Annotated in this window: 24 protein-coding genes; 13 read left to right on the forward strand and 11 right to left on the reverse strand. The window is 68.7% G+C overall.

Going from position 1 to position 20,958, the window contains the following annotated elements:
* Positions 1-44: 44 nt before the first annotated feature.
* From QSK18_RS18310 to QSK18_RS18330, 5 genes are read left to right on the forward strand one after another with little or no spacing between them, the layout of a single operon-like run.
* Entirely contained in the window at positions 45-902 is an 858-nt protein-coding gene (locus QSK18_RS18310) for a carbohydrate ABC transporter permease (protein ID WP_408622842.1), read from the forward strand.
* Positions 899-1,756, forward strand: coding sequence for a carbohydrate ABC transporter permease (locus tag QSK18_RS18315; RefSeq protein ID WP_232809801.1), 858 nt, complete (start codon positions 899-901; stop codon positions 1,754-1,756). The genes QSK18_RS18310 and QSK18_RS18315 overlap by 4 nt, the downstream gene beginning before the upstream one ends.
* A complete protein-coding gene (locus tag QSK18_RS18320; RefSeq protein WP_232809800.1) occupies positions 1,753-2,784 on the forward strand; it encodes a hydroxyacid dehydrogenase in 1,032 nt (343 codons plus the stop codon). Before QSK18_RS18315 ends, QSK18_RS18320 begins: the two co-directional genes overlap by 4 nt.
* The gene (locus QSK18_RS18325) at positions 2,777-4,840 is read left to right on the forward strand and encodes a hypothetical protein (RefSeq protein ID WP_232809799.1); all 2,064 of its coding nucleotides are present in this window, start codon (positions 2,777-2,779) and stop codon (positions 4,838-4,840) included. Before QSK18_RS18320 ends, QSK18_RS18325 begins: the two co-directional genes overlap by 8 nt.
* A complete protein-coding gene (locus QSK18_RS18330) occupies positions 4,837-5,505 on the forward strand; it encodes a LacI family DNA-binding transcriptional regulator (protein WP_232809798.1) in 669 nt (222 codons plus the stop codon). The genes QSK18_RS18325 and QSK18_RS18330 overlap by 4 nt, the downstream gene beginning before the upstream one ends.
* A gap of 89 nt (positions 5,506-5,594) precedes the next feature.
* Here QSK18_RS18330 and QSK18_RS18335 read toward each other — a convergent pair whose 3' ends face one another.
* Positions 5,595-6,938: an alginate lyase family protein gene (locus tag QSK18_RS18335; protein WP_285620982.1), complete on the reverse strand. Its 1,344-nt coding sequence runs from the start codon at positions 6,936-6,938 to the stop codon at positions 5,595-5,597.
* Between the two features lie 252 nt (positions 6,939-7,190).
* Here QSK18_RS18335 and QSK18_RS18340 point away from each other — a divergent pair, with 252 nt between their 5' ends.
* A complete protein-coding gene (locus tag QSK18_RS18340) occupies positions 7,191-8,939 on the forward strand; it encodes an RNA polymerase sigma factor (RefSeq protein WP_285620988.1) in 1,749 nt (582 codons plus the stop codon).
* A gap of 31 nt (positions 8,940-8,970) precedes the next feature.
* Here QSK18_RS18340 and QSK18_RS18345 read toward each other — a convergent pair whose 3' ends face one another.
* A complete protein-coding gene (locus tag QSK18_RS18345; protein WP_232809795.1) occupies positions 8,971-9,630 on the reverse strand; it encodes a TetR/AcrR family transcriptional regulator in 660 nt (219 codons plus the stop codon).
* Positions 9,631-9,737: 107 nt separating this feature from the next.
* Between QSK18_RS18345 and QSK18_RS18350 the strand changes: the two genes are divergently transcribed.
* On the forward strand, positions 9,738-10,133 hold the full coding sequence (locus QSK18_RS18350) for a (R)-mandelonitrile lyase (protein ID WP_232809794.1): 396 nt from the start codon (positions 9,738-9,740) through the stop codon (positions 10,131-10,133).
* A 43-nt stretch (positions 10,134-10,176) separates the two neighbouring features.
* On the opposite strand, the gene QSK18_RS18355 is transcribed toward QSK18_RS18350, so the two are convergent.
* Entirely contained in the window at positions 10,177-10,470 is a 294-nt protein-coding gene (locus tag QSK18_RS18355) for a hypothetical protein (RefSeq protein ID WP_232809793.1), read from the reverse strand.
* A 52-nt stretch (positions 10,471-10,522) separates the two neighbouring features.
* The gene (locus QSK18_RS18360) at positions 10,523-10,702 is read right to left on the reverse strand and encodes a hypothetical protein (RefSeq protein ID WP_285620995.1); all 180 of its coding nucleotides are present in this window, start codon (positions 10,700-10,702) and stop codon (positions 10,523-10,525) included.
* 505 nt (positions 10,703-11,207) lie between these two features.
* Between QSK18_RS18360 and QSK18_RS18365 the strand changes: the two genes are divergently transcribed.
* A complete protein-coding gene (locus tag QSK18_RS18365; protein ID WP_285620998.1) occupies positions 11,208-11,441 on the forward strand; it encodes a hypothetical protein in 234 nt (77 codons plus the stop codon).
* Between the two features lie 11 nt (positions 11,442-11,452).
* On the opposite strand, the gene QSK18_RS18370 is transcribed toward QSK18_RS18365, so the two are convergent.
* The 5 genes from QSK18_RS18370 to QSK18_RS18390 all read right to left on the reverse strand — a co-directional run bounded on the left by QSK18_RS18370 (position 11,453) and on the right by QSK18_RS18390 (position 14,137).
* A complete protein-coding gene (locus QSK18_RS18370; protein ID WP_285621001.1) occupies positions 11,453-11,731 on the reverse strand; it encodes a hypothetical protein in 279 nt (92 codons plus the stop codon).
* Positions 11,732-11,780: 49 nt separating this feature from the next.
* On the reverse strand, positions 11,781-12,242 hold the full coding sequence (locus QSK18_RS18375; protein WP_232809789.1) for an NUDIX domain-containing protein: 462 nt from the start codon (positions 12,240-12,242) through the stop codon (positions 11,781-11,783).
* A gap of 112 nt (positions 12,243-12,354) precedes the next feature.
* Positions 12,355-12,867, reverse strand: a complete 513-nt coding sequence (locus QSK18_RS18380) for an NUDIX domain-containing protein (protein WP_285621005.1) — start codon at positions 12,865-12,867, stop codon at positions 12,355-12,357.
* A gap of 59 nt (positions 12,868-12,926) precedes the next feature.
* Positions 12,927-13,712, reverse strand: a complete 786-nt coding sequence (locus tag QSK18_RS18385; protein WP_232809787.1) for a helix-turn-helix domain-containing protein — start codon at positions 13,710-13,712, stop codon at positions 12,927-12,929.
* Between the two features lie 38 nt (positions 13,713-13,750).
* On the reverse strand, positions 13,751-14,137 hold the full coding sequence (locus QSK18_RS18390; RefSeq protein ID WP_285621009.1) for a nuclear transport factor 2 family protein: 387 nt from the start codon (positions 14,135-14,137) through the stop codon (positions 13,751-13,753).
* Positions 14,138-14,239: 102 nt separating this feature from the next.
* On the opposite strand from QSK18_RS18390, the gene QSK18_RS18395 reads away from it, so the two are divergent.
* The 3 genes from QSK18_RS18395 (at position 14,240) to QSK18_RS18405 (ending at position 17,073) form a co-directional block, all read left to right on the forward strand.
* Entirely contained in the window at positions 14,240-14,818 is a 579-nt protein-coding gene (locus QSK18_RS18395; protein ID WP_285621011.1) for a TetR/AcrR family transcriptional regulator, read from the forward strand.
* Positions 14,815-16,074, forward strand: a complete 1,260-nt coding sequence (locus QSK18_RS18400; protein ID WP_285621013.1) for an MFS transporter — start codon at positions 14,815-14,817, stop codon at positions 16,072-16,074. Before QSK18_RS18395 ends, QSK18_RS18400 begins: the two co-directional genes overlap by 4 nt.
* A gap of 120 nt (positions 16,075-16,194) precedes the next feature.
* On the forward strand, positions 16,195-17,073 hold the full coding sequence (locus tag QSK18_RS18405; RefSeq protein WP_232809783.1) for a calcium-binding protein: 879 nt from the start codon (positions 16,195-16,197) through the stop codon (positions 17,071-17,073).
* Between the two features lie 36 nt (positions 17,074-17,109).
* On the opposite strand, the gene QSK18_RS18410 is transcribed toward QSK18_RS18405, so the two are convergent.
* Positions 17,110-18,516, reverse strand: coding sequence for an amidase (locus QSK18_RS18410; protein WP_285621014.1), 1,407 nt, complete (start codon positions 18,514-18,516; stop codon positions 17,110-17,112).
* Between the two features lie 23 nt (positions 18,517-18,539).
* Complete coding sequence (locus QSK18_RS18415) at positions 18,540-19,139, reverse strand: TetR family transcriptional regulator (protein WP_285621015.1); 600 nt, start codon at positions 19,137-19,139, stop codon at positions 18,540-18,542.
* Positions 19,140-19,262: 123 nt separating this feature from the next.
* On the opposite strand from QSK18_RS18415, the gene QSK18_RS18420 reads away from it, so the two are divergent.
* Together QSK18_RS18420 and QSK18_RS18425 are read left to right on the forward strand one after the other, a co-directional pair.
* The gene (locus QSK18_RS18420) at positions 19,263-20,099 is read left to right on the forward strand and encodes an SDR family NAD(P)-dependent oxidoreductase (protein ID WP_285621016.1); all 837 of its coding nucleotides are present in this window, start codon (positions 19,263-19,265) and stop codon (positions 20,097-20,099) included.
* The gene (locus tag QSK18_RS18425) at positions 20,096-20,908 is read left to right on the forward strand and encodes a mycofactocin-coupled SDR family oxidoreductase (protein WP_232809779.1); all 813 of its coding nucleotides are present in this window, start codon (positions 20,096-20,098) and stop codon (positions 20,906-20,908) included. The genes QSK18_RS18420 and QSK18_RS18425 overlap by 4 nt, the downstream gene beginning before the upstream one ends.
* Positions 20,909-20,958: the final 50 nt, after the last annotated feature.

Genomic DNA, 20,958 nt, shown 5'->3' on the forward strand with positions numbered 1-20,958 from the left:
CCCGCTCCCGCCCGGGCGGCAACCGCATCACCGGGCTCAAGGGAATGGCCTTCACCGCGCCGTTCTTCGCCGGGTTCACCCTCGTCTTCCTCGCCCCGTTCGTCTACGCCCTGTACCAGAGCCTGTTCGCCGAGCAGCTGGCCACCGACGGTCTCGGCGGCTCCCGAACGGTTTTCGTCGGTCTGGACAACTTCACCCGGGCCCTGTCGGACGGCGACTACTGGTTCAGCATCCTGCGCGTGTTCGTCTTCGCCCTGGTGCAGATCCCGCTCATGCTCGGGCTCAGCCTCCTGGCCGCCCTGCTCCTGGACCTGGCCGGCGCCCGCAGCGCCCGGCTCTTCCGGCTGGGCCTGCTCATCCCCTACATGATCCCCGCGATCGTGGCCACGCTGGTCTGGCTCTACCTGTACTCACCCCGCCTGGGGCCGATCACGCAGGCCGGTGAGTGGTTCGGCGCCGACGTGAACATGTTCTCCGGCAGCCTGTTGTGGATCAGCATCGGCAACCTGCTCACCTGGGTCGGGATCGGCTACAACATGCTGATCATCTACGGCTCGCTGCGCTCGGTGCCGCGGGAACTGTTCGAGGCCGCCCGCCTGGACGGCGCCGGCGAGCTGCGCATCGCCTGGTCCATCAAGATCCCCTACGTACGCAGCGCCCTGGTCCTGACCGGGATGCTGGCGATCATCCACATGCTGCAGATCTTCGCCGAGCCCCTGGTCTTCCGGGTCACCTCGCCCGAGACCGTCACCGCCGACTTCACCCCGATCATGATGATCTACAACCTGGCCTTCACCCAGGGCAACTACCACTACGCCGCAGCCCTTTCGGTGCTGCTGGCCCTGGTCGTCGGAACGGTCTCCGCGCTCTTCTACCGCTTCTCGGCCCGGGAGTCCCTGTGATCAACGAAGTCTCGCCGGCCACCCGGCGCCTGGTCGGCATCGGCCTGACCCTGTACCTGCTGTACTCGATCGCCCCGGTCTGGTGGCTGCTGGTCAACGCCACCAAGAACTCCAACGACCTGCTGCTGACCAACGGCCTGTGGTTCGGGGACTTCGAACTGTGGGGCAACCTACGCCAGATCCTCGACTACGACGGCGGCATCTTCCTGCGCTGGGCCGGGAACTCGCTGCTGTACGCCGGGCTCGGCTCGGCCGTGGGCACCCTGCTCGCCCTGGCCGCCGGGTACGGCCTGGCCCGGTTCTCCTACCGGGGCCGCTCCCTGTCGATGGCCCTGGTGGTCGGCTCGTTCCTCATCCCCTACTCGATGCTCACCCTGCCCCTGTACCTCCTGTTCTCCAAGATCGGCCTGGTCGGCTCGATGTGGGCCGTCCTGATCCCCACCTTCATCAACCCCTTCAGCGTCTACCTGTCGAAGGTCTACATCGAGGCCGCCGTACCCACCGAGCTGATCGAGGCGGCCCGGATCGACGGCGCCGGCGAAGTGCGCATCTTCTTCAGCATCGTGCTGCGCATGCTCACCACCGCCGGGGCCACCGTCTTCCTGCTGGCCTTCGTCGCCTCCTGGAACGGCTTCTTCCTGCCCGTGACCATGCTCCAGGACTCCGACACCTGGACCCTCTCACTGGGCCTGTACAACTGGCTGCGCCAGAGCCAGGTCAGCAACGCCGGCACGGTCGACTTCACCAGCATCGTCATCACCGGTTCGCTGCTGTCGGTGATTCCGCTGGCGGCCGTGATGATTTCCCTGCAGCGGTTCTGGCGCACCGGCGTAACCCTTGGAGCCCTCAAATGAACCATCTCCCGTCGCACCGGCGCCCCGTGGCCGCGCTGGCCATGCGACCGGCCCGGCTGGCCGGCAACCTCTTCGACGGCGTCTGGGACGACCTGACCGACCTGGCCGAGCTGAAACTGCCCGTGCTGGAGGACTTCGACACACCCGAGGCGTCCGCCGGCCTGGCTGAGGTGGAGGTGCTGATCACCGGCTGGGGTTGCCCCCCACTGAGCCAGGACGTGCTGGACAGAACGCCCCGCCTGCGGGCCGTACTGCACACCGGTGGGGCAACCGAGGGCATCATCAGCCACGAGTCCGCCCTGAGCAACGGGCTTCTGGTCACCAGCGCGGCCGAGGCCAACGCCGTTCCCGTCGCCGAGTACGCGTTCGCCGAGATCATCCTGGCGAACAAGCGGGTGCGGGCCGCCGAGCGGATCTATCGCACCCGGCGCGACCTCATCGACCGCGAGGTGGACCTGCTCGACACCGGCAACTACCGGCGCACCGTCGGCCTAATCGGTGCCTCGCGCACCGGCCGGCGGGTCGCCGAACTGCTGCGCGGCACCGAACTGAGGGTGCTCGTGCACGACCCCTACCTGAGCGCCGAGGAAGCCGCCGCCCTCGGGATGCGTTCGTGCGGGCTGCTCGAGCTGATGCGCCACAGCGACGTCGTGTCCCTGCACGTGCCGGTCACCGGCGAGACCATCGGCATGATCGACCGGCACTGCCTGGCCGCCCTGCGCACAGGAGCCACCCTGATCAACACGGCCCGGGGCGCCGTCGTCGACCAGGACGCCCTGCTGGAGGAACTGCGCAGCGGGCGGATCAGCGCCGTCCTCGACGTCACCGAACCGGAACCGCTGCCCGCCGACCACCCGCTGTGGAACCTGCCCAACGTGACCCTCACCCCGCACGTCGCCGGATCCACCGGCAGCGAACTGACCCGCCTGGGCCGCAGCGTCCTGGAAGAACTGGCCCGCTACAACCTGACTCGTCCCGCGCCCCGGACCCACGGGATCGCGGCCGTCCTCGGAGGCAACGATGTCTGAGCCGTTCCTCGGTCTCTGGTTCGGCAACTTCTTCGAGCCGTTCCTGAGCGATCAGCAGGCTCTGCGCCGCGGCGTCGCCGAGATCGCCGATCTGGGTTTCACCAGTGTCAATCTGGACTCCAAGCCCTGGGAGGACTTCTTCGCCCGCTACCGCGGGGAACCCGCCAGCCCGTATGTGGCCGGACAGGAACTGATCATGGACGAGGCCGAGCGCCACGGCCTCGACCACACGCACCTGGCCCTGTACCTGTGCGGCGACAACCTCTACCCCGCCATCCGCGACACTCCGCCCGTGCGCGGCCGCGAGGCGGTGCTGCCCGACGGCTCACTCATGGGCACCTACGACTACCTGGCTCCACAGGCCCAGCAGACGATGGTGGAACACGTAGAGGGGCTGCTTCAGCTGTACGGGAAGCGGATGCATCGCCGCGACGACGGCCGGGTGGTCATGCAGACCATGTTCGAGCCGCTGCCCCGGCCCAGCTTCGACGAACGCGGCACCCGGCACCACCTGTCCTGGCTGGCCCGCCGCTACGACAACGACCCGGCCGCCCTCGGGCTCGCCTACGGTCTGCAGGCCGACTCCTTCGACAATCTCCGACCGCACGAACGCTGGCTGCGCCCGGAAGAACTCAGCTGGGTAGGGCGCGCCCTGCCCACCCTGCAGGACCGGCAGGAGAACACCCCCGGCTGGCGCCTGTGGGTGGACAACCAGCTGTACCTGGCCGACGTGCTCCAGGAGTACCTGGCCACCATGCGCCAGCACTGGAACCAACTGAAAACACCACTTTTCGTCGAACCTGTCCTGCACCAGTGGGGATACTTCTTCAACCCACCCGGGCACCCGGAATGGCAGACCGGCGGCCGAGCCCTCGACGTCTTCCGCTGCGCCCAGCAGTTGGACTCGGTGCTCTTCCTGGCCGCACCGCTGGACGCGGAGAACCGGCCCAACGCAGCCGCTCTGGCCGTAGAGGCCTCGATCGCCCGCGGCGCCAACGGCCACCGTCCCTTCACCGGTGGGCTCTACCTCGGACGTCATGTGAACGCCGATGTCTACGAGGTGGTCTCCCCGGCCGAGGCCGTGGCCACGCACGTGGCCAACGGCGCCGACGCCCTGCACGTCTACGGTTACAGCGGCCTGGACGACGGCGGCGTGCTCTACCGCACCGACACGGTGTTCAAGGACTCGCTGCGCACCGCCAACCACTGGGCCCGCCAGGTCATCCCCCGCCTGCAGGGCTTCCGGGCCCAGGAGACGGCCGTCCTCTTCCCCGCCGCCACCAGCCTGCTCGAACCGGTGAGCCTGGACCCGGACGGGCGGACCCGCACCGACCTGCTCGGCTGGCACCGGCAACTGGTCGACCTGGGCTGGCACGCCGACGTCGTCCACCCCGACCAGATCGCCGAAGGGGCGCTGACGCCCTACCGGGTGCTCGCCGTCCCCGCCGATCCCCTGGAGCCGCTTCTGCCCCACCCCGGATTCGACGAGGCCCTCGCCGCCTGGGTCGAGGCCGGAGGCACGCTGCTGCACGGCCCCGACTGCCCGGTGGCCCAGCGGGTCTTCGGCGTGCAGGAGGAGGCGGTGGAGTTCGACGCGATCGCCTGGGACGAGGACGTCATCCCGCACGGCTGGTCCACCGTGGCCTTCACACACCAGAACGAACCGCTGGCCACCTACATCGGATCCGGGCGCACCGCCCTGGCCCGCAGCCGCGTCGGCCACGGGCAGGTGATCTCGTTCGGCTTCGAGTACGGATACGCCTACAGCACCAGCACCATGCCGATCGTTCCGCCGAGATACGGCCGGCGCGAGATGCACCCACTGGTCCTGCTGGACGTCACACCCGTCCAGTCGCTGATCGGTACCGGCCCCTCACCTGTGCCACCGACGCGCGGGGTGGAGGTGGCGCGCTTCGGCAACGCCGTCGTCGTGGTCAACCACCGTTCCGCCCCGGTCGACCTCGGCGCCGTCGTCTTCACCGAGCAGATCGCGCAGGTCCCGGCCGAGCCCGGACGCCTGGCCGCGCGATCGGCGACCTGCCTCTTCCAGCCATGACCGTGCCGCCCGGCCACCCCGCCGCCATGCCGGCGGGGCCAGGCCGGGCCCCCACCCTGCACGATGTGGCCGCCCGGGCCGGCGTCTCCCCCGCCACCGCCTCTCGCGCCCTGCACCCAGGAACCCGCCGGGCCCCGAGCCCCCTGCTTCGCGAACGCGTCTTCGCCGCCGCCCGGGAACTGGGCTACATCCCCAACCTTCACGCTCAGACCCTGGCCCGCGGGCGCAGCGACTGCGTGGCGCTGCTCGTCGCGGATCTCGCTGCCCCCTTCACTTCTGCAGTCGCCGCGGGAGTTCTGGACGCCGCGAGCGACTATGGCCTGCTCGTCACCATGGTCGGCACCGCAACCGATTCCCACGCCCCGGCAGACGTGATGCCGAAGCTGCGCCGTCAGCGCGTCCTAGCCATCGTGGCCGTGGGCAGAACGAGCGAACGGTACGGCCAGGAGCTCGCAGCTTTCGAGGAGACCGGCGGCCGGGCCGTCGCCGTGCACGGCGAACCGCTCCCCATCGACACGGTTCTGCTCGAAGACGCCCCGTCCCGCCCACACGGGCTTCACCGCGAAAGCGGCTGTCAGGCTCTGAGCCTGGCCCTCATGCCCCGCGCCGAGGCACCTCGCCGGATCCGCCTTGACATATCTGTTTCGGGACCTGACCACAGATAATAGGTGCCGCAAGCAGATTGGTGCCCACAGACGTCCAAAAACGGGCCTCGCGAACCGGAAACGCCGCGAGGCCCGCTTTCGAACCGACGTCAGGACGGGCTGGCAGTGGGGCGAGCCCGCCACCTCGGGCGCCGACGACGCGGTTTGCCGGGCGTGGCCGTCGGAATCGGCGCAGCGGCTCCCGGGATGTCCGTGCTCTTGTCCCGGGTGAACATCAGCGTGCCGAACCCGAGCTGGTCGAAACCTCCACTGGCCGGGCCGTAGTCGCCACCGCCACCCTCGGCCCTGACCTTCTGGGCCATCGCCGCCACGTGCGGGGCCTTGAGCCCGCGCCGCTGCGTGTAGTGGTTGAGGACCAGTTCCCAGACCGGCCGGATCTGGCCCCGCGAGGCCGAGGAGATGACCGGCTGTGTGCGCAGCGCGCCGCTGACCCCGGTGCCCCACTGGTAGGTGGTGAACGGGACGTCCTGTCCGAGGTTGTATTTCGCCACGTACTCCGCGCCTTTGAGGAAGCGGTTGTCATCGTGGCCGTACAGGTCGACCTTCTGGTTCCAGGCCATTTCGCAGATGGTGCCCATCAGGCCCACGCCCATCACGGTGTGCCCCTGGTCGCGGCCGCTTTCCTGCCACTGCCCGAGGTTTCCGTGAATGAACGGGATGGCGTGCGGGATCGAGCCGTTGCCGGGCCCGCTGTGCATGTAGGTCACGGCCCGGTCGAAGAGACTGCGGTCGTCGCACAGGATGCCGATGGCCATGGTGGAAGCGACCGAGCAGAGGTCCCAGTTGGCCCAGTAGTTGGTGATGCTGGCACCGTTGTGATGGGTCAGGAACTGGTCGTTCAGCGGGTAGAACACGTTCTTCAGCAGGTCTTGCAGCCCGGCCAGGTCGAAACCGCTGTAGCCGCGAAGGAGTTCCGCCGCATTGGCCAGCTGATAGCCGTACAGGCCGGCCGCGAGGAAGCGATCGGCGTTGCCGGTGACCTGGGTGAGCGTGGAGGACCAGGCGTTCAGGATGTTCGCGGCCGTATCGGCATGGGCGGTGTCACCACTGATCCGCCAGCGCAGCGCGTTCTGGTACGCGGCATGCACGTCGGGGTACAGCTGCGCGTAGTTCTGCCCCACGCCTCCTCGGACCACTGTCTTCAGTGGGCGCGGGGACCAGGATGCGCGGGCCCGGCCGTTGGCGGTCAATCGCTGCCATCCCGACGTGACCAGCGGATCGCTGGCCTTGATCTTGTCCTTGATGCGGTCGAAGTCCGCGGTGGTGTGCAGCAGACCCGGGTGTGCGAACGGCTTCGGAACCGCAGCCGCCGTGGTGACGGTGGGCTGGGCCGCCGATGCCGTTCCCACGACGGCGCCGACGACGCCGAGGGCCCCGACCGATCCTGCTCCCAGGAGCAGGTGACGGCGGCTGACGGTGGCTGATGGTCGCATTGGACGTGCCTTTCGCGGTTGCAGGGATGGGGTGCGCTCGAACGACACCCGTGACTCGGGGACCGCACCGCCGACTCGGGATTACACAAAATTTGAGGACGCCCGAGAGGGCTCGGGAACGAGAGTTCCCGTTTGGAGACCGGTCAGGACGACGGTCACAACACAAAACCGTGAGGTTTTTTCGCCGCCTGACCTGAGGCAGGATGTTCCGCCCGTGCCCTCTCCGACCGGTACAGATGCAGGTGTATGTCGATGCGAACCGTCCCGGTGGTCCCGGCCGCCGTCGTCGAGGCCGCGCAGGCCGGGGACACCGGTGCGCTGGAGGAGCTGGTCGCGGCGTACCTGCCGCTGCTGTACAACATCGTCGGACGGGCGCTGGACCAGCCCGCGGACGTGGACGACGTGGTGCAGGAGACCCTGCTGAGGGCGGTCGGGAACCTGCCGGCTCTGCGCGAGCCCGAGCGTTTCCGGTCCTGGCTGGCCGCGATCGCCGTGCGGCAGATCCGCAACCGCATCCAGGAGCGGCAGACGCTACGCGCACGCACCCGGCCCCTGGCCCCGGCCGAGGCCGTTCCCGAGCCGGACTTCGCCGACGTCACCATTCTGCGGCTGGGGCTGGACGGTCAGCGGCAGGACCTGGCCGAGGCCGTCCGCTGGCTGGATCCGGACGACCGGGACCTGTTGTCGCTGTGGTGTCTTGAACTGATGGGCGAACTGACGCGCGACGACCTGCTCACCGCGTTGCAGCTTTCGCCGTCGCACGTCGCCGTGCGCCTGCACCGCCTACGAGCCCAACTGGAGACGTCCCGGGCCGTGGTGGCCGCGGTGCGTCACCGTTCGCACTGCGCCAGTTTGGGTCAAATTGTGGACGATTGGGACGGCTCACCGAGTCCGTTGTGGCGCAAGCGGGTCGCTCGTCATCTCGGCCGCGACTGCCCGATCTGCGGCACTCAGCCGGGCGGACTAATACCGGTCGAGAAGCTGATGCGTTCGCTGTTCCTCACGCCGGTGCCGGTGGGCCTGGGGGCGATCTGGCTGCTGAAGGCCACGAGCGCAGGCTCCGCGGCCACCGTCAGCGCGCACACCATCGGTACCGGCGCCCTGGTGAGCCACGGCTTCTTGACCAAGCCCCTGGCGCTGGCCACCGCCGGCCTGACCGTGCTGACGGCCGGGGTGGGCAGCACCCTCTTCCTACAACAGCGTGAGCCTGCCCCGGCTCCCCCGGCCGTCGTAGCCTCCCCTACACCCACCTCACCCCGGACGCCCACTGCCAGCCCCCGGCCCCGCATCACCCCGACCCGACGCGCCACCCCGAGTAAGACCGCCGCTGCGCAGCCACGCGGCTTGTACGGCAGCGTCGTCGACGCCGCTGACAAGGCCCCGAAGAAGGCCCGCCGGCCGGCGCCGCTTCCGGACCGGCCTCAGACCGGCGTGAACATCACCGCCAGCCAGGACAACGACCCGCGCGCCGAGGTGGTCAGCCTGATCTACCGCGGCCAGAACGTCACGTACCAGGGGCAGGGCTACATTCGGGTCGAGTACCAGCTGCCCTACCACGAGCGTTCCGGGCCCGTCGCCCCGCCCAGCTGGACCGGACTGCGGGGGAAGCTCTTTCACGTGGCCTCCGGCGGTGGAATGCGCATGGACGACGCCGTTCCCGGCGCAGAGGCCGGCGCTACGCACATGGGGAACGACGCGGACGGCTTCGACGTGCTCCCGCCCAAGGCGCAACAGATGTGGCACTTCGAGTACTACTACCTCGACGGCACGGTGACCCTGAACCAGAACGAGCGAGGCGCGGACTACAACCTGTACATCCACCTGGTGTCCAGGAAGCAGATCCGCGACGACCTCTTCACCCCGCCCGCCGCCGACGGCCCTCTTCGGTACGGGCTGACCCGGGACAACGGCGAGGACACCACGCCCGTACCGCAGTACGCCACCCGCAAGAACCCGGCCGACCCGACGACCGTGCCGCAACTGAGCCGACTGGCCGGCTAAGCCGTGGCCGCGCCCCTGCTCAAGGGTGCGGTCAGGCAGTCGGGCGTCGTTTCCTCGTCATCGCGCGATGGGTCTGCTCCGCCGTCAGCGCGTCCACCGGGAACGGCGTGAACTGCCCGCGCTCGGTGCGGATTCCGTCGAGGAAGATGGTCAGGTAGCGGCGGTACAGCTCGGGCTCGATGTCCCGGGCGCTGTCCATGACGGCCGACAGCGCGACCTGCATGAAAACCAGGTCGGACTGCTCGAAGTCGGGGCGTACGACCCCCTGCACCTTGGCCTTCGCCACCAGCTCGGCGATGATCGGGGCGATCCGGTCGCGGGCATCCTGCACCCGCGCATCGCCGAGCACCGGGTTGTTCATGATCTCGGCCAGACCCCGGTCACCGTGCTGCATGTGCAGGGCCCGCTCCAGATACATCAGCAGGCCGTTCCACGCGTCGGGGTCGCTCAGGGCCTCATGGGCCACCTCGGCCATCGCCGTCAGCTGCTGCTCGAAGAGGGCGTCGATGACCTCTTCCTTGTTGGCGAAGCGCCGGTAGGCCGTGCCCACACCGACCCCAGCGTGGTGCGCGATGTCGTTCAGCGTGACCGTCAGGCCGCGCTCGGCGAACAGCTGCGCCGCGGAGGCCAGCAGACGCTCGCGGTTCTCGGCGGCGTCCTTGCGAAGAGACCGCTGGCCAGGGCTGGGCATGCCGCCAGGCTAACACCTAAGCGGATTCGATCCATCCGCTTAGGTGTTACGCTTGCCCTCAAGCGGATACGCCATATCCGCTATTTCAAGATCCCCCTGGAGACACCATGAAGTTCACGAAGAGCAGCGGTCAGACGGCGACGGGACCGGCAGACTGGTTCACCGGCACCGTCTACATCGACGGCGTCCGCAACCCCGACGAGCAGTCTTCGGTGGCATGCGCGCACGTCCGCTTCACCCCGGGCGCCCGCACCGCCTGGCACCACCACCCCAAGGGCCAGACCCTCTACGTCACCGACGGCGTGGGCCTGGTGGCCACCCGCGACGGCGTGCAGGAGATCCGCCCGGGCGACGTCGTCTACATCGAACCCGGCGAGGAGCACTGGCACGGCGCCACCCCGGAGCGGTTCATGGCGCACATCGCCATCCAGGAGGCCGACGACAGCGGGCAGGTCGTGACCTGGCTCCAGCACGTGACCGACGCCGAGTACGGCGTGCGCTAACGGTTTCTCGAGCTCGGGGGCATTCCGTCAGAACAGGACGCCGTCACGAAATCGGCCTGCCCGCAGCCAGTTGCTCGGCGGCTGGTCCGATGAACAAGAGGCCCTGCCCGTCGGACACCGCAACGGGCTGTCCCGGGTAGACCCGCCGGGCGTGCTCCACGTCAGCGTCGGTCCACTCCGTCTTCTCGCTGAACCCTCGTAGCTCGTACACGAGGGTCCCGTCCCAGATCTCGACGCGGTCGACGATGCCGGGCCACTGCAGCAGCCAACCGGTGAACAGATGCCCGTCCGGCTCGCGCCACCTCGGTTCGGGGCCCTTCGGCGCCGGGGCTGACACTCGGCCGCCACCGTTTCGGCGGCCCCCAATGCACAGCGCGTGCCGGTCAGAACTAAGCGACCTGTTGGTCGGGGTAGGCGGTGTGCGCTGCCGCGAGATCCTCCTGCCCCCAGCGATGCCCTCCGGCGTACGCTCCGGCCCGGCAGAGCACGGTGCCCTGGATGATCTCGACGTCTTTCAGCATGCCGGGCCAGCGCGTCTGCCACGACAGCCCATCCGTTGCACCGTTCACCAGGTCCCCTCGAGTCAGCCGGTAGCCCGCAACCGTAGACGGCACAGGTACACCTCTGCCTTACACCTCCCCGGCCGGAGCCTGGCCAGGGCGCTGCGGCACCCACCCTCCGGTGACCCCAGGCGGGCATCTCTTTGGGTAGGACGTAGGGCTGAGAACTCAAGGACACACTCCCCCTGACGACAGGTGCTCCAGGCGCTGGTTGCGCCGACCATCCACTTCCCCCAGCACAGCTGACAGCGCCTGGTCGAGGAGGCCGCGGGCGGTGCGCGATTCGGCCCCGAAGGTCTCCCCACCTGGAAAGGCACGGCGAGATGAACATCAACGTGTCGATCTCGGCAGCACCGCCGTCGCGGAACGAACCCACAAGGGTCCCTCTGCCCTACCCTCCGCTGAGGCAGTCGGACATCGACATGATCACTGCCGCCACCGGGATGGAGTTCAAGTGGCCGCCCGCCCACGGAGAATTGTTTCCCGGCGTTGCTACTGACCTGGCCTCGGCCCGGTGGAGAGCCATGTTGGAGAACGCTCCCTGGGAGGCCTGACCACCAAAGACCTTCGGGCCCTCCACGCCCAGGGCGTCATCAACTCGGAATTCCAGCAGAAGGCTTCCGACTACCTGTCCGGCAAGGACACGGGCGACTCCGGATCGGGACGAAACCGCACCGATGCCACCAACAACGCACCAGTCGTCCGGCAGAACCCGGGCGGCACGGCTCAGGTGGACGGATATCTCTGATGCGGCAGGCATCAGGCGGGCGCGCGGTAGGTGAGCTCGTGCTGGCCCAGCCTGTTCAAGGAGTCGCGGACCACCAGGTAGACGACGTATCCGTCGTTTGCGGCGCAGTTCTCGGCGACCCAGTGCATGACCGCCTCCACATCTGCGTCGGTGAATTCCCACTCCTGGGACCAGATTGCGCCCTCCCCACGGCCCGCGTACTGCTGCTGGCGGGACAGCACGTGCACACGGAAGACGGGGTCCGCGATTTCCCATTCGATGTCACGCGGATCGATGGCGTGAATCTCCATGCGTCATGAAACCACTGCCCAGGCCTGATCTTGGGCTCCGACTCCTTGGTCAGCCGAACGTGATGTGGTCTTGGCCGTCGGCCCAGCCGTACACGCGGAAGGACTCCCCCGCCGCTGCGGCGAGCAGCCCTTCAGCGCTGTAGGCGATGGTGTGGGCGGGTAGGTCGGTGGGGTCGGCCCAGACCAGGCCGCCACACTTGTCCGGTTCGGCGTTGACCGGCTGACCGGACCAGGTGTCCGTGGCGAAGAAGAAGCCGACGCGGGTCTCGCCGTCGGGGTTGCGCTGGTGGATGACCGAGACCATCTGCACGTCGGCGGGGTCGATGTCGACGGCGAGCTCTTCGCGTGCTTCCCGGACCGCCGCGGTGACGACGTCCTCGCCTGCTTCGAGTTTCCCGCCGGGCACGTTCAGCAGGCCGGAGGCGTACCCGCCTGCTCGTTCGGCCAGCAGGACCCACCCGTCGGGGCGGCGCAGAATCATGTGGACGTCGACGGTGGACTGGAAAGGCATTGCCAGCGAATTCCTTTCGGATCAGGCGACCGCCAGGAGCGGCAATCGACAGGGATCAGGGCCGTGGCCACTGGCTGGTCGGTGCCGTACCTGGGCCACACGCAGTGGGACCTCAGATGTGGTGCGCAGCGGGTGCGAAACCGTGCTGGAGGTAGAGCGTGGTGCCTTCGGCGAGGGCCCGCGAACAAGCCCGCAGACGGCGGGCCATGTGCGGGGCGAGGAGGGTGTCCCATTCGTCGGGAGCGGCCAGGTGCCATGCGATGAGCTCGTCGGCGTTCAGCGTCAGTTGTGTGCCGGTCTGCTCGGCAGTGATCAGACCGCCGTCGAAGACGTAGTTCACCAAGGGTGGACACCCGTCGCTCTGTTCAGGGACCCAGTCGACAACGAGGAGCCTGCCGGGGGTGTGGTCGCGGCCGAGTTCCTCCCTGACTTCGCGTTCGACGGCCTGCAATGGGTCCTCCCCCGCGTCGAGGCCGCCGCCGGGGATCTCCCAGGTGTCGTCGCGGTAGGCCGGCTGGACGAGCAGGATCCGTCCGGCGCCGTCGTGGATGACAGCCCCTGCCGCGGCGATGTGCTTGGGCAAGCTTGCGTAGTACTCCGCCGGCGGAAGCTGCGCAGGGCTCATGGGCGAGGACGCTAGCCGAGCCCACGCCGGGAGCGAGCGCCTTTGGCTGGGGGTAGGCCTCAGGCAGCGGTGTAGACCACTACGCGCAGATCCCCGGGGTTGATCACCATCACGTCCAGGTCCAGGTACAGGTGGCCGTGCACGGGGCTCGGCACCCGCAGTCGGTCGGCGGGGCCGTCCTGGGTCGGTGGGGCGTCCCAGAGCTGGGCGAACTGGGGGCTGCGGGTGAGCAGGTCGCTGATCATCGAGGTCAGCTCGGTGTCGGCGGGGTAGCGGCGGGCGGCCTGGCGCAGTTCGGCCACAACGGTGGCGCGGAAGCCGCTGAGCTGCTCGGGCTCGAGGAAGGGTGAGGGGCCGGTCTCGGTGAAGGCCCGCCAGACCACGTTGCGGGCGCGGCCGGGGGTGTCCGGCACCGTGCACACGTCGGTGTGCCAGAGCTTGTTGGCGTCGAGGACCGTCCAGGTGGCGTCGCAGATGCAGACGGCGACCTCGGTGAGGCGGTCGAGCATGCGGCGGGCCGGCTCGGTGACCTCACGCGGCACGAGGCCGTCGGGTTCCGGCGCGGCAGCGAAGCCGGCCAGGGCACGCAGGCGGTCGTGCTCTAGCGAGGTCAGCCGCAGGGCCCGGGCCAGGGCGTCGACCACGCTGGGCGAGGGGCGGCGGCGGCCTTGTTCCAGGCGCTTGACGTGTTCCTCGGAGATGCCGACGACGGCGGCCAGTTCGTCGCGGCGCAGGCCCGGCACGCGCCGGGCGGCGGGTAGCGACGGCGGCGCTCCGGCCTCACTGGGAGTGATCCGTTGCCGCAGGGTCCGCAGCGCGGTCCCGAAGTCGTCGTCCCGCCGCACGGCTCCATTGTGTCAGGCGTGCAAAATCGGTCCTGCTGTCAGTCGCGGGCCAGGCGCGGTCCGCCCGGGGTCGCGGCGTCCGGGCCGTCGACCGGCTCCATGTAGAACCGCGAGCGCCGGATCAGGCCGTCCCGGACGGTCACGACGATGACGCCGCGCAGCTCCTGCCCGGCCGCCTTCGTGTAGTGCCACTCGCCCCAGGTCTCCTCGCCGACCTCGACCGAGTTCGTCATCTCGATCGTGATGTCGGGTGACATCTTGAAGATCATTTCCCAGTTGCGGCGCACCTGCTCGGGCCCCTGGATGTCCCGGCTGGGGTGGGCCGGCCACTCGGCGTGGAAGTCGGGGGCGAAGCAGGCGGTGACGCTGTCGAGGTCGTGGCTGTTCAGAGCGCTGATCAGGCGCTGTACCAGTGGATTGCTCATGCCGACCACGCTAGGCGCGGGCCCCCAGGCTCCGGCGGGGCCAGGATGTACCACTTTGCCGCCGGCGGATTTCGTTACATGCTGACACGTTATTATGGTCTCGTGAACGCCACCCCCTCCCCCGGCCGCCCGCGCAGCCAGCAGGCCCGGCAGGCGGTGCTCGAGGCCGCCGACGACCTGCTCGTCGAGATCGGCTACGCGGCGATGACGATGAAGAACATCGCCGAGCGGGCCGGGGTCGGGCGCCCGACGGTGTACCGCTGGTGGTCCAGCAAGGCCGAGATCCTGATCGAGGCCTGCGCCGAGGACGCGGTCGAGGACCTGGTCGTCGAGAACGACGGGCCCTGCCACGACCCCCTGGCCGAACTGCTCAGCTATCTGAAACTGCTGAACCGGTTCCTGGCCACCGAGCCACCGGGCCTGGCCTACCGGGCCCTGATCGGCGAGGCGCAGCACGATCCGCGCGTGGCCGAACTGGTCCGCGAGGCCGACCTGCTCGCACCGCCGTCGATCGCCGTGCTGGAGCGGGTGCGCGGACACGCTGCGGGGATGCCCGAGACCGGGCTGGCCCGCGCGCAACTGACCGGGCCGCTGCTGGCCCACGTGATGACGACCGGCACGCCGGCTTCGGACCACGCGCTGCAGCGGCACGCCGAAATTCTTCTCACAGGATGGCAATGACCACCACCACGAACCCGAAAACCTCACTACTGCGCCGGATCGGGATCGACACCCGCCCTCTGGCCGTCCCCGCGTTCCGCCGTCTGCTGATCGGTCAGAGCGCGGCCTTCGTCGGCTCCATGCTCACCGCCGTCGCCGTCTCGGTGCAGATGTGGGACATCACGCACTCCTCGTTCTACGTCGGCATGGTCGGCCTGGCCGGTCTCGTACCCGTCGTCATGTTCGGCCTGTACGGCGGCGCCGTGGCCGACGCCGTGGATCGCCGCTCGCTGTATCTGCTTTCGGCCACCGTCACCTGGACCATCACGCTGGCCCTGTTGCTGCAGACGCTGTTCGACGTCCGCAGTCCCTGGCTGATCCTGGCGCTGATCTTCGTCCAGGCCGCGGGGTTCGCCGTCTCCTCCTCAACGAGAGGGGCAATCGTCCCCCGTTTGGTCGAACCGCACCTGGTGCCGGCCGCGAACGCACTGAACTACACGATGGGCAACATCGGCCAGGTGATCGGCCCGCTGGTGGCCGGCGCCCTGGTGGTGATGCCCCACGGCTACCTGTTCGCCTACGGCACCGACGCCGTGCTGTTCACGGCCGCGCTGTGGGCCGGGCTCGAGCTTCCGTCGATTCCGCCCACGGGAGTGGGCAATACGCTCGGGCTGCAGTCGGTCATCGACGGGCTGGCTTTCATCGCCCGTAGTCCGATGCTGTGGATGTCGTTCCTGGTCGACATCTGCGCCATGGTGCTGGCCATGCCCACGGCCCTGTTCCCGGCGATCGCCGAAGAGCGCTTCGACGGCAACGTGGGCCCGCTGTACGCGGCGATCGCGGTGGGATCGGTCGTGGCCGGACTGCTGGGCGGATGGATCGGCCGGGTACGCAGGCAGGGACGGGCGCTGGTCCTGGCGGTGATCGGCTGGGGAGCCTGCGTGGCGCTGGCCGGGCTGGGGCAGAACCTCTGGCTGGTGTTCGCACTGCTGGCCCTGGCGGGGGCGGCGGACCTGGTCAGTGCCGTACTGCGGCAGACCATCCTGCAGACGTTCGCACCCGACGACATGAGGGGACGCATGCAGGGAGTTTTCGTCACGGTGGTGGCCGGCGGCCCGCGGTTGGGTGATGCGCGGGCGGGCGGCATGGCGTCGTTGACCTCCCCGACCGTCTCATGGGTGGCCGGTGGCATTGCCTGCGTCGTGGTGGTGGCCGGGATCGGAGCGACCGTGCGGTCTTTCTGGACGTACGAGGCAGGACCTCAGACAGATTCGTGAGGGGCAACGCCATCAACCGGAAGTGACCCTGGTCTCCCTGTGTTTACCCGGCCCAAATCGGGTCTTTCTGGCATCTTTCTGCCACCTGGGCACACCGCCCCACTCCCTGGAGGCCCCCACATGTCCCCGCACCACAACCGTCGCCTGACCGCCCTGGCCCTCAGCACTCCCCTACTGGGCCTCGGCTTCGCTGTTCTGCCGGCCACCGCCGCACAGGCCGCACCGGACGGCAACACCGTCATCGCCGTCATGGAGACCCACGAGGAAGGTGTCCGCGACTACCTGACCTACGCCAGCATCGGCTCCTGGAACACCCCCCTGAACATCCTGGTGAACGAGTCGGCCGACGGCACCCAGCTGATCTACACCGTCGACGACACCCGGGAGATTGAGATCCAGGAGGGCTGCACCTATCCGGACGCCGCCGATCTGACCAAGGTCCGGTGCGAGGTGGCCCGTGTCGAGAACGCCTCGCTCGCCGATTTCTACCTCTACGACGGCGACGACAAGGTGACCTTCACCAACAACACCAGCGCCGACATCACCGACATCCGCCTCGGTGACGGCGACGACACCTACACCGCCGGGCGGGCCGATCAGATCGACGCGGACATCCGCGGCGACTTCGGGCAGGACACGATCACTGCCGGTTCCGGGGCCATGGTGAAGGGCGGCTTCGGCGACGACATCATCACCCTCATGGGCTGGAAGGGCGACGTGTGGGGCGACGCCGGCAACGACGAGATCCAGGGCAGCGCCGGTCCGGACAACCTGCGCGGAGGTGAGGGCGCGGACGTCATCTACGGCAACGACGGAGACGACTACATCACCGGCGACCAGGGCAACGACTCGCTGTACGGCGGCCGCGAGAACGACACGCTGTACGGCAACAGCGGCGACGACACGATCTTCGGCAACAGCGGAGACGACTACATCTCCGGTGGGCCGGGCGAGGACACCCTCTCCGGCGGAGCCGGGACCAACACCGTCGTCAACTGACCCGATGGGCCTGGCCGGCACCCCGGCCAGGCCCACTCAGATCGGCGGACGCCTGTCGCGCCAGGGCCGCACCCGCTCGAACGCGGCCGCCGCGGCCAGCACGTCGTGGTCGGCGTTCATCCGCCCGGCGATCTGCAGACCCACCGGACGGCCGTCGCGGGTGAAGCCGCACGGCACCGAGATGGCCGGGCTGGTGGTCATGTTGAACGGGTGGGTCAGGGTCCAGCCGAACAGCCGGTCGCGTAACGAACTGCCGCTGTAGCGGTCTGGGGCGAAGGCCTCGGCGCCGAAGGCGGCTACGGTGGTGGTCGGGCTGATCAGCAGCCGGTGCCCGGTCATGAACGAGGCGAATGCGTCCCAGACCTTGCCGCGTAGAGCTTCGCCCCGGGCGACCTCGGCCAGAGTCACGTCGTCGCCGTACAGCACCAGGTCGATCAGCTCGTCGGCCAGCTGACCCCGCATCGACGGCCATTCGAGCGCACCCCGCATCCCCGCGAAACCCGGCACACACACGCCCATCCAGATTGCCTCCTGCAGACGCTCCCAGTCCGGCGTCGCCTCGACGACTTCCGCGCCCAGTTCGGTGAAAGCATCAACAGCCGAACGACAGATCGCCGCGACCTCCTCGTCCACCTCCGCAAACCCCAGATCCGGCGAATAGGCAATCTTCCACCCCTCTGGGCCCGCTCCGGCAGGTTCACCCAAACCGTTGCGAGACAAAGGATCGCGAGCGTCGTAGCCAGCACAGACGTCCATTGTTGTGACCACGTCGGCCACCGATCGCGCCAGCACCCCGTGACTGAGATTGCTGACGAATCGCTGCGGCAGCAGCGTGTGCGGGATCGTGCCCGTGGTGGGTTTGAAGCCGACCACCCCGCTGAAAGCCGCTGGCACGCGAACAGACCCACCGGCGTCCGTACCTTCAGCAATAGGCCCGATGCCCGCCGCAACCGCCGCGGCGGCGCCGCCGCTTGAACCACCGGGGCTCAGCTCAAGGTTCCAGGGGTTGCGAGTCGCGCCGAACAACCGGTTGTGACTGATGGCGCTGTAGCCACCTTCGCTGCTGTTGGTCTGCCCCAGGTACAGTCCGTCGGCGGCGCGCATACGTTCGACCACGATTGCGTCGTGTTGCGCTAAGCAGTCTTTCAGGAATGCGAAGCCGAGCGTGTGGGGCACTCCGGCCACGGGCGTCAGTTCTTTGTGGGTGTAGGGAACACCGAAAAAGGCACCCAGAGGACGTCCGGACGCACGTTTGGCATCAAGGGCTGCGGCATCGCGGTGGATGCGGTCCTCGTCGAAATGGACCAGAGCGTTGATCGCGGGGTTCACGGCCCGGATCCGCCCGATCATGGCCTCGGCGATCTGGGCGACCGTGAGCCGCCCGTCGCGGGCGCCGGCGGTCAACTCGGCGGCATCGGCCCAGATGATGTCGGTGTCGTCCATGGCACTATCAGACCTCATCGCGTTCAGCGCGTGGGCAGAAGTACCCCTTGGGTCAGCAGGCGCAGGCACCGCTCCAGGAAGGCCCGGGGCTCGCCGCCCTGATCGATCCAGCTTTCCACGGCCAGCCGGTTCGCGGTGACCACGCTCGCACTGGCATACCGCAGGGCGATGGCATCGGTGCCCGGGTCGAGGTGCGGGGCCAGGATCGGCCCCAGGGCCAGCGCGCATTCCTCATGAGCGCGCAGCCAGGCAGGTTTCAGTTCCGGCGTGGAGACCACGAGGCGGGTCACTTCGAGATCCAGAGGGCTTCTCGGGCTGGCCAGTGAGCCCGCCAGGGCATCGCACAGGCCCTCCACCAGGGCAGTGCCCACCGGCAGCGCCTCGACCCGGGACACGTACTGCAGCAGCCCTTGCTCGATGAACGGGCCCAGAGCATCGGCCTTGGACGGGAAGTACCGGTGGAAGGTGCGGGCGGAGACGCCGGCGGTGTCGGCGATGTCCTGCACCGTCGTGGCCGCCACTCCCCTGTTCACGAACAGGTCCGCAGCGATGTCGGAGAGCTCCAGCAGGGTGGCCTGGCGCCGGCGCTCGGCCAGGGACAGCTTCTCGCGACTCACATTCACAGCACCGATCGTATCTACATGTCAGATTCTGCCACGCTGTCCGTATCTGACATTGAGGTGTATGGTCCCTGGTCAAGCGAGGCCGAAGGCCCCGCACGCAACGACAAGGAGGTCGGCAGGCGCATGCAGGACAAGGTGGTGGTGATCACCGGCGCGGGCTCGGGCCTGGGCCGGGAGTCGGCGCTGCTGTTCGCCGCCGAAGGCGCGCGGGTGGTCGTCACCGACCTGATCGCCGACCGCGCGGAGAAGGTGGCCGGCGAGGTGAGCGAGGCCGGCGGCCAGGCTGTCTGGCGACAGGCAGACGTACGCGTCGAGGCCGACATGCAGGCGGCGGTCGCGCTGGCCACCGACACCTGGGGACGGCTGGACGTCATGTTCGCGAACGCCGGGATCGCCGAGATCGGTTTCGGCACCGTGGCCTTCGAGGATCTGACGCTGGAGAATTGGAACGCCGTACAGGCCACCAACCTGACCGGAGTGTTCCTGGCCGCGAAGGCCGCCGCCCCGGTGATGAAGGCCCAGGGCAGCGGGAACATCGTGGTCACCAGCTCGGCCTCGTCCTACGCGGCCTACCCGCACTTCATCAGCTACACCGCCTCCAAGCACGGCGTGAACGGGCTGGTGAAGGTGCTCGCGTTCGAGCTCGGCCGGTTCGGGATCCGGGTCAACGCGCTCTGTCCCACCCACGGCATGTCCGCCAACCTGGCCATGGCCCCCGACGCGCCGGTGCTGGGCAAGTCCTACGAAGAATTGCAGCCCTGGGACAAGGCCAACGCCGCCATGCGCCCACCCGTTCTGCGCGACAACGCCAACGTCGCTCTCTTCCTGGCCAGCGACGAGTCGGGCTACATGTCCGGCGTCTGCCTGCCGGCCACCGACGGCGCCACCCTCTCCCGCGTCGCGATCATTTTCCCCGAAGACCTGGGCGGTAGCGGCCTGGGGACTGGAGTCACGTCATGAGCAAGCTGCAGGGCAAGGTCGCCTTCGTCACCGGCGCCGCACGAGGCCAGGGCCGCGCTGAGGCGCTGGCTTTCGCCCGGGAAGGAGCCGACCTGATCCTCACCGACCTGTGCGCCTCCCCCACCGCCACCGACTACCCCGCCCCCACGCCGGACGACCTGGCCGAGACCGTCGCCCTGGTGGAGAAGCTTGACCGGCGAGTCGTCCACGCCATCGCGGATGTCCGGGATCTGTCCGCTCTCGAAGCCCTGGTGAGCGACGGCGTCAGCCAACTGGGCCGCCTGGACGTCGTGGTCGCCAACGCGGGCATCGTCACCTGGGGCCGGTTCTGGGAAATGTCCCCGCAGCGCTGGCAAGACATGATCGACATCAACCTCACCGGCGTCTTCAACACCATGCGCGCCGCGGTACCGGCGATGATCGAGGCCAACAACGGCGGCTCCATCATCGCGACCAGCTCCGTCGCCGGCATCAAGTCCCTGCCCGGCCAGTCGCACTACAGCGCGGCCAAGGCCGGTGTCGTAGGACTGGTGAAGTCCGCTGCTCTCGAGCTAGCGCCCTACCGCATCAGGGTGAACTCCGTGCACCCCTGGGGTGTGCGCACTCCCATGGGCGAGATGGGCGCCGAGGCCCAGAAGGTGTTCGCCGACAACCCCTCCTACGCGAACGCCATGGGCCAGGTCCTCTTCGACCCGCCGATCTCCGAGCCCGAGGACATCGCGGCCGGTGTGCTGTTCCTGGCCAGCGACGACTCCCGGACCATGACGGGTGCGCAGCTCACCCTGGATCACGGAGCCACGAAGATCTAGCGCACACATCATGACTCCCCTCGAGTAGGGACAATTGCGTCGCCAGCACG

The organism is Kineosporia sp. NBRC 101677, assembly GCF_030269265.1.
Lineage (GTDB): Bacteria > Actinomycetota > Actinomycetes > Actinomycetales > Kineosporiaceae > Kineosporia > Kineosporia rhizophila.

What these genes read in the sequence shown, in the direction of transcription:
- QSK18_RS18350 (WP_232809794.1), top strand. Translation starts at nt 9,738, where the DNA reads ATGAAGTTCACGAAGAGCAGCGGTCAGACGGCGACGGGACCGGCAGAC.
- QSK18_RS18400 (WP_285621013.1), top strand. Translation starts at nt 14,815, where the DNA reads ATGACCACCACCACGAACCCGAAAACCTCACTACTGCGCCGGATCGGG.
- QSK18_RS18320 (WP_232809800.1), top strand. Translation starts at nt 1,753, where the DNA reads ATGAACCATCTCCCGTCGCACCGGCGCCCCGTGGCCGCGCTGGCCATG.
- QSK18_RS18410 (WP_285621014.1), bottom strand. Translation starts at nt 18,516, where the DNA reads ATGGACGACACCGACATCATCTGGGCCGATGCCGCCGAGTTGACCGCC.
- QSK18_RS18325 (WP_232809799.1), top strand. Translation starts at nt 2,777, where the DNA reads ATGTCTGAGCCGTTCCTCGGTCTCTGGTTCGGCAACTTCTTCGAGCCG.
- QSK18_RS18420 (WP_285621016.1), top strand. Translation starts at nt 19,263, where the DNA reads ATGCAGGACAAGGTGGTGGTGATCACCGGCGCGGGCTCGGGCCTGGGC.
- QSK18_RS18375 (WP_232809789.1), bottom strand. Translation starts at nt 12,242, where the DNA reads ATGCCTTTCCAGTCCACCGTCGACGTCCACATGATTCTGCGCCGCCCC.
- QSK18_RS18425 (WP_232809779.1), top strand. Translation starts at nt 20,096, where the DNA reads ATGAGCAAGCTGCAGGGCAAGGTCGCCTTCGTCACCGGCGCCGCACGA.
- QSK18_RS18335 (WP_285620982.1), bottom strand. Translation starts at nt 6,938, where the DNA reads ATGCGACCATCAGCCACCGTCAGCCGCCGTCACCTGCTCCTGGGAGCA.
- QSK18_RS18330 (WP_232809798.1), top strand. Translation starts at nt 4,837, where the DNA reads ATGACCGTGCCGCCCGGCCACCCCGCCGCCATGCCGGCGGGGCCAGGC.
- QSK18_RS18390 (WP_285621009.1), bottom strand. Translation starts at nt 14,137, where the DNA reads ATGAGCAATCCACTGGTACAGCGCCTGATCAGCGCTCTGAACAGCCAC.
- QSK18_RS18310 (WP_408622842.1), top strand. Translation starts at nt 45, where the DNA reads ATGGCCTTCACCGCGCCGTTCTTCGCCGGGTTCACCCTCGTCTTCCTC.
- QSK18_RS18345 (WP_232809795.1), bottom strand. Translation starts at nt 9,630, where the DNA reads ATGCCCAGCCCTGGCCAGCGGTCTCTTCGCAAGGACGCCGCCGAGAAC.
- QSK18_RS18340 (WP_285620988.1), top strand. Translation starts at nt 7,191, where the DNA reads ATGCGAACCGTCCCGGTGGTCCCGGCCGCCGTCGTCGAGGCCGCGCAG.
- QSK18_RS18405 (WP_232809783.1), top strand. Translation starts at nt 16,195, where the DNA reads ATGTCCCCGCACCACAACCGTCGCCTGACCGCCCTGGCCCTCAGCACT.
- QSK18_RS18380 (WP_285621005.1), bottom strand. Translation starts at nt 12,867, where the DNA reads ATGAGCCCTGCGCAGCTTCCGCCGGCGGAGTACTACGCAAGCTTGCCC.
- QSK18_RS18370 (WP_285621001.1), bottom strand. Translation starts at nt 11,731, where the DNA reads ATGGAGATTCACGCCATCGATCCGCGTGACATCGAATGGGAAATCGCG.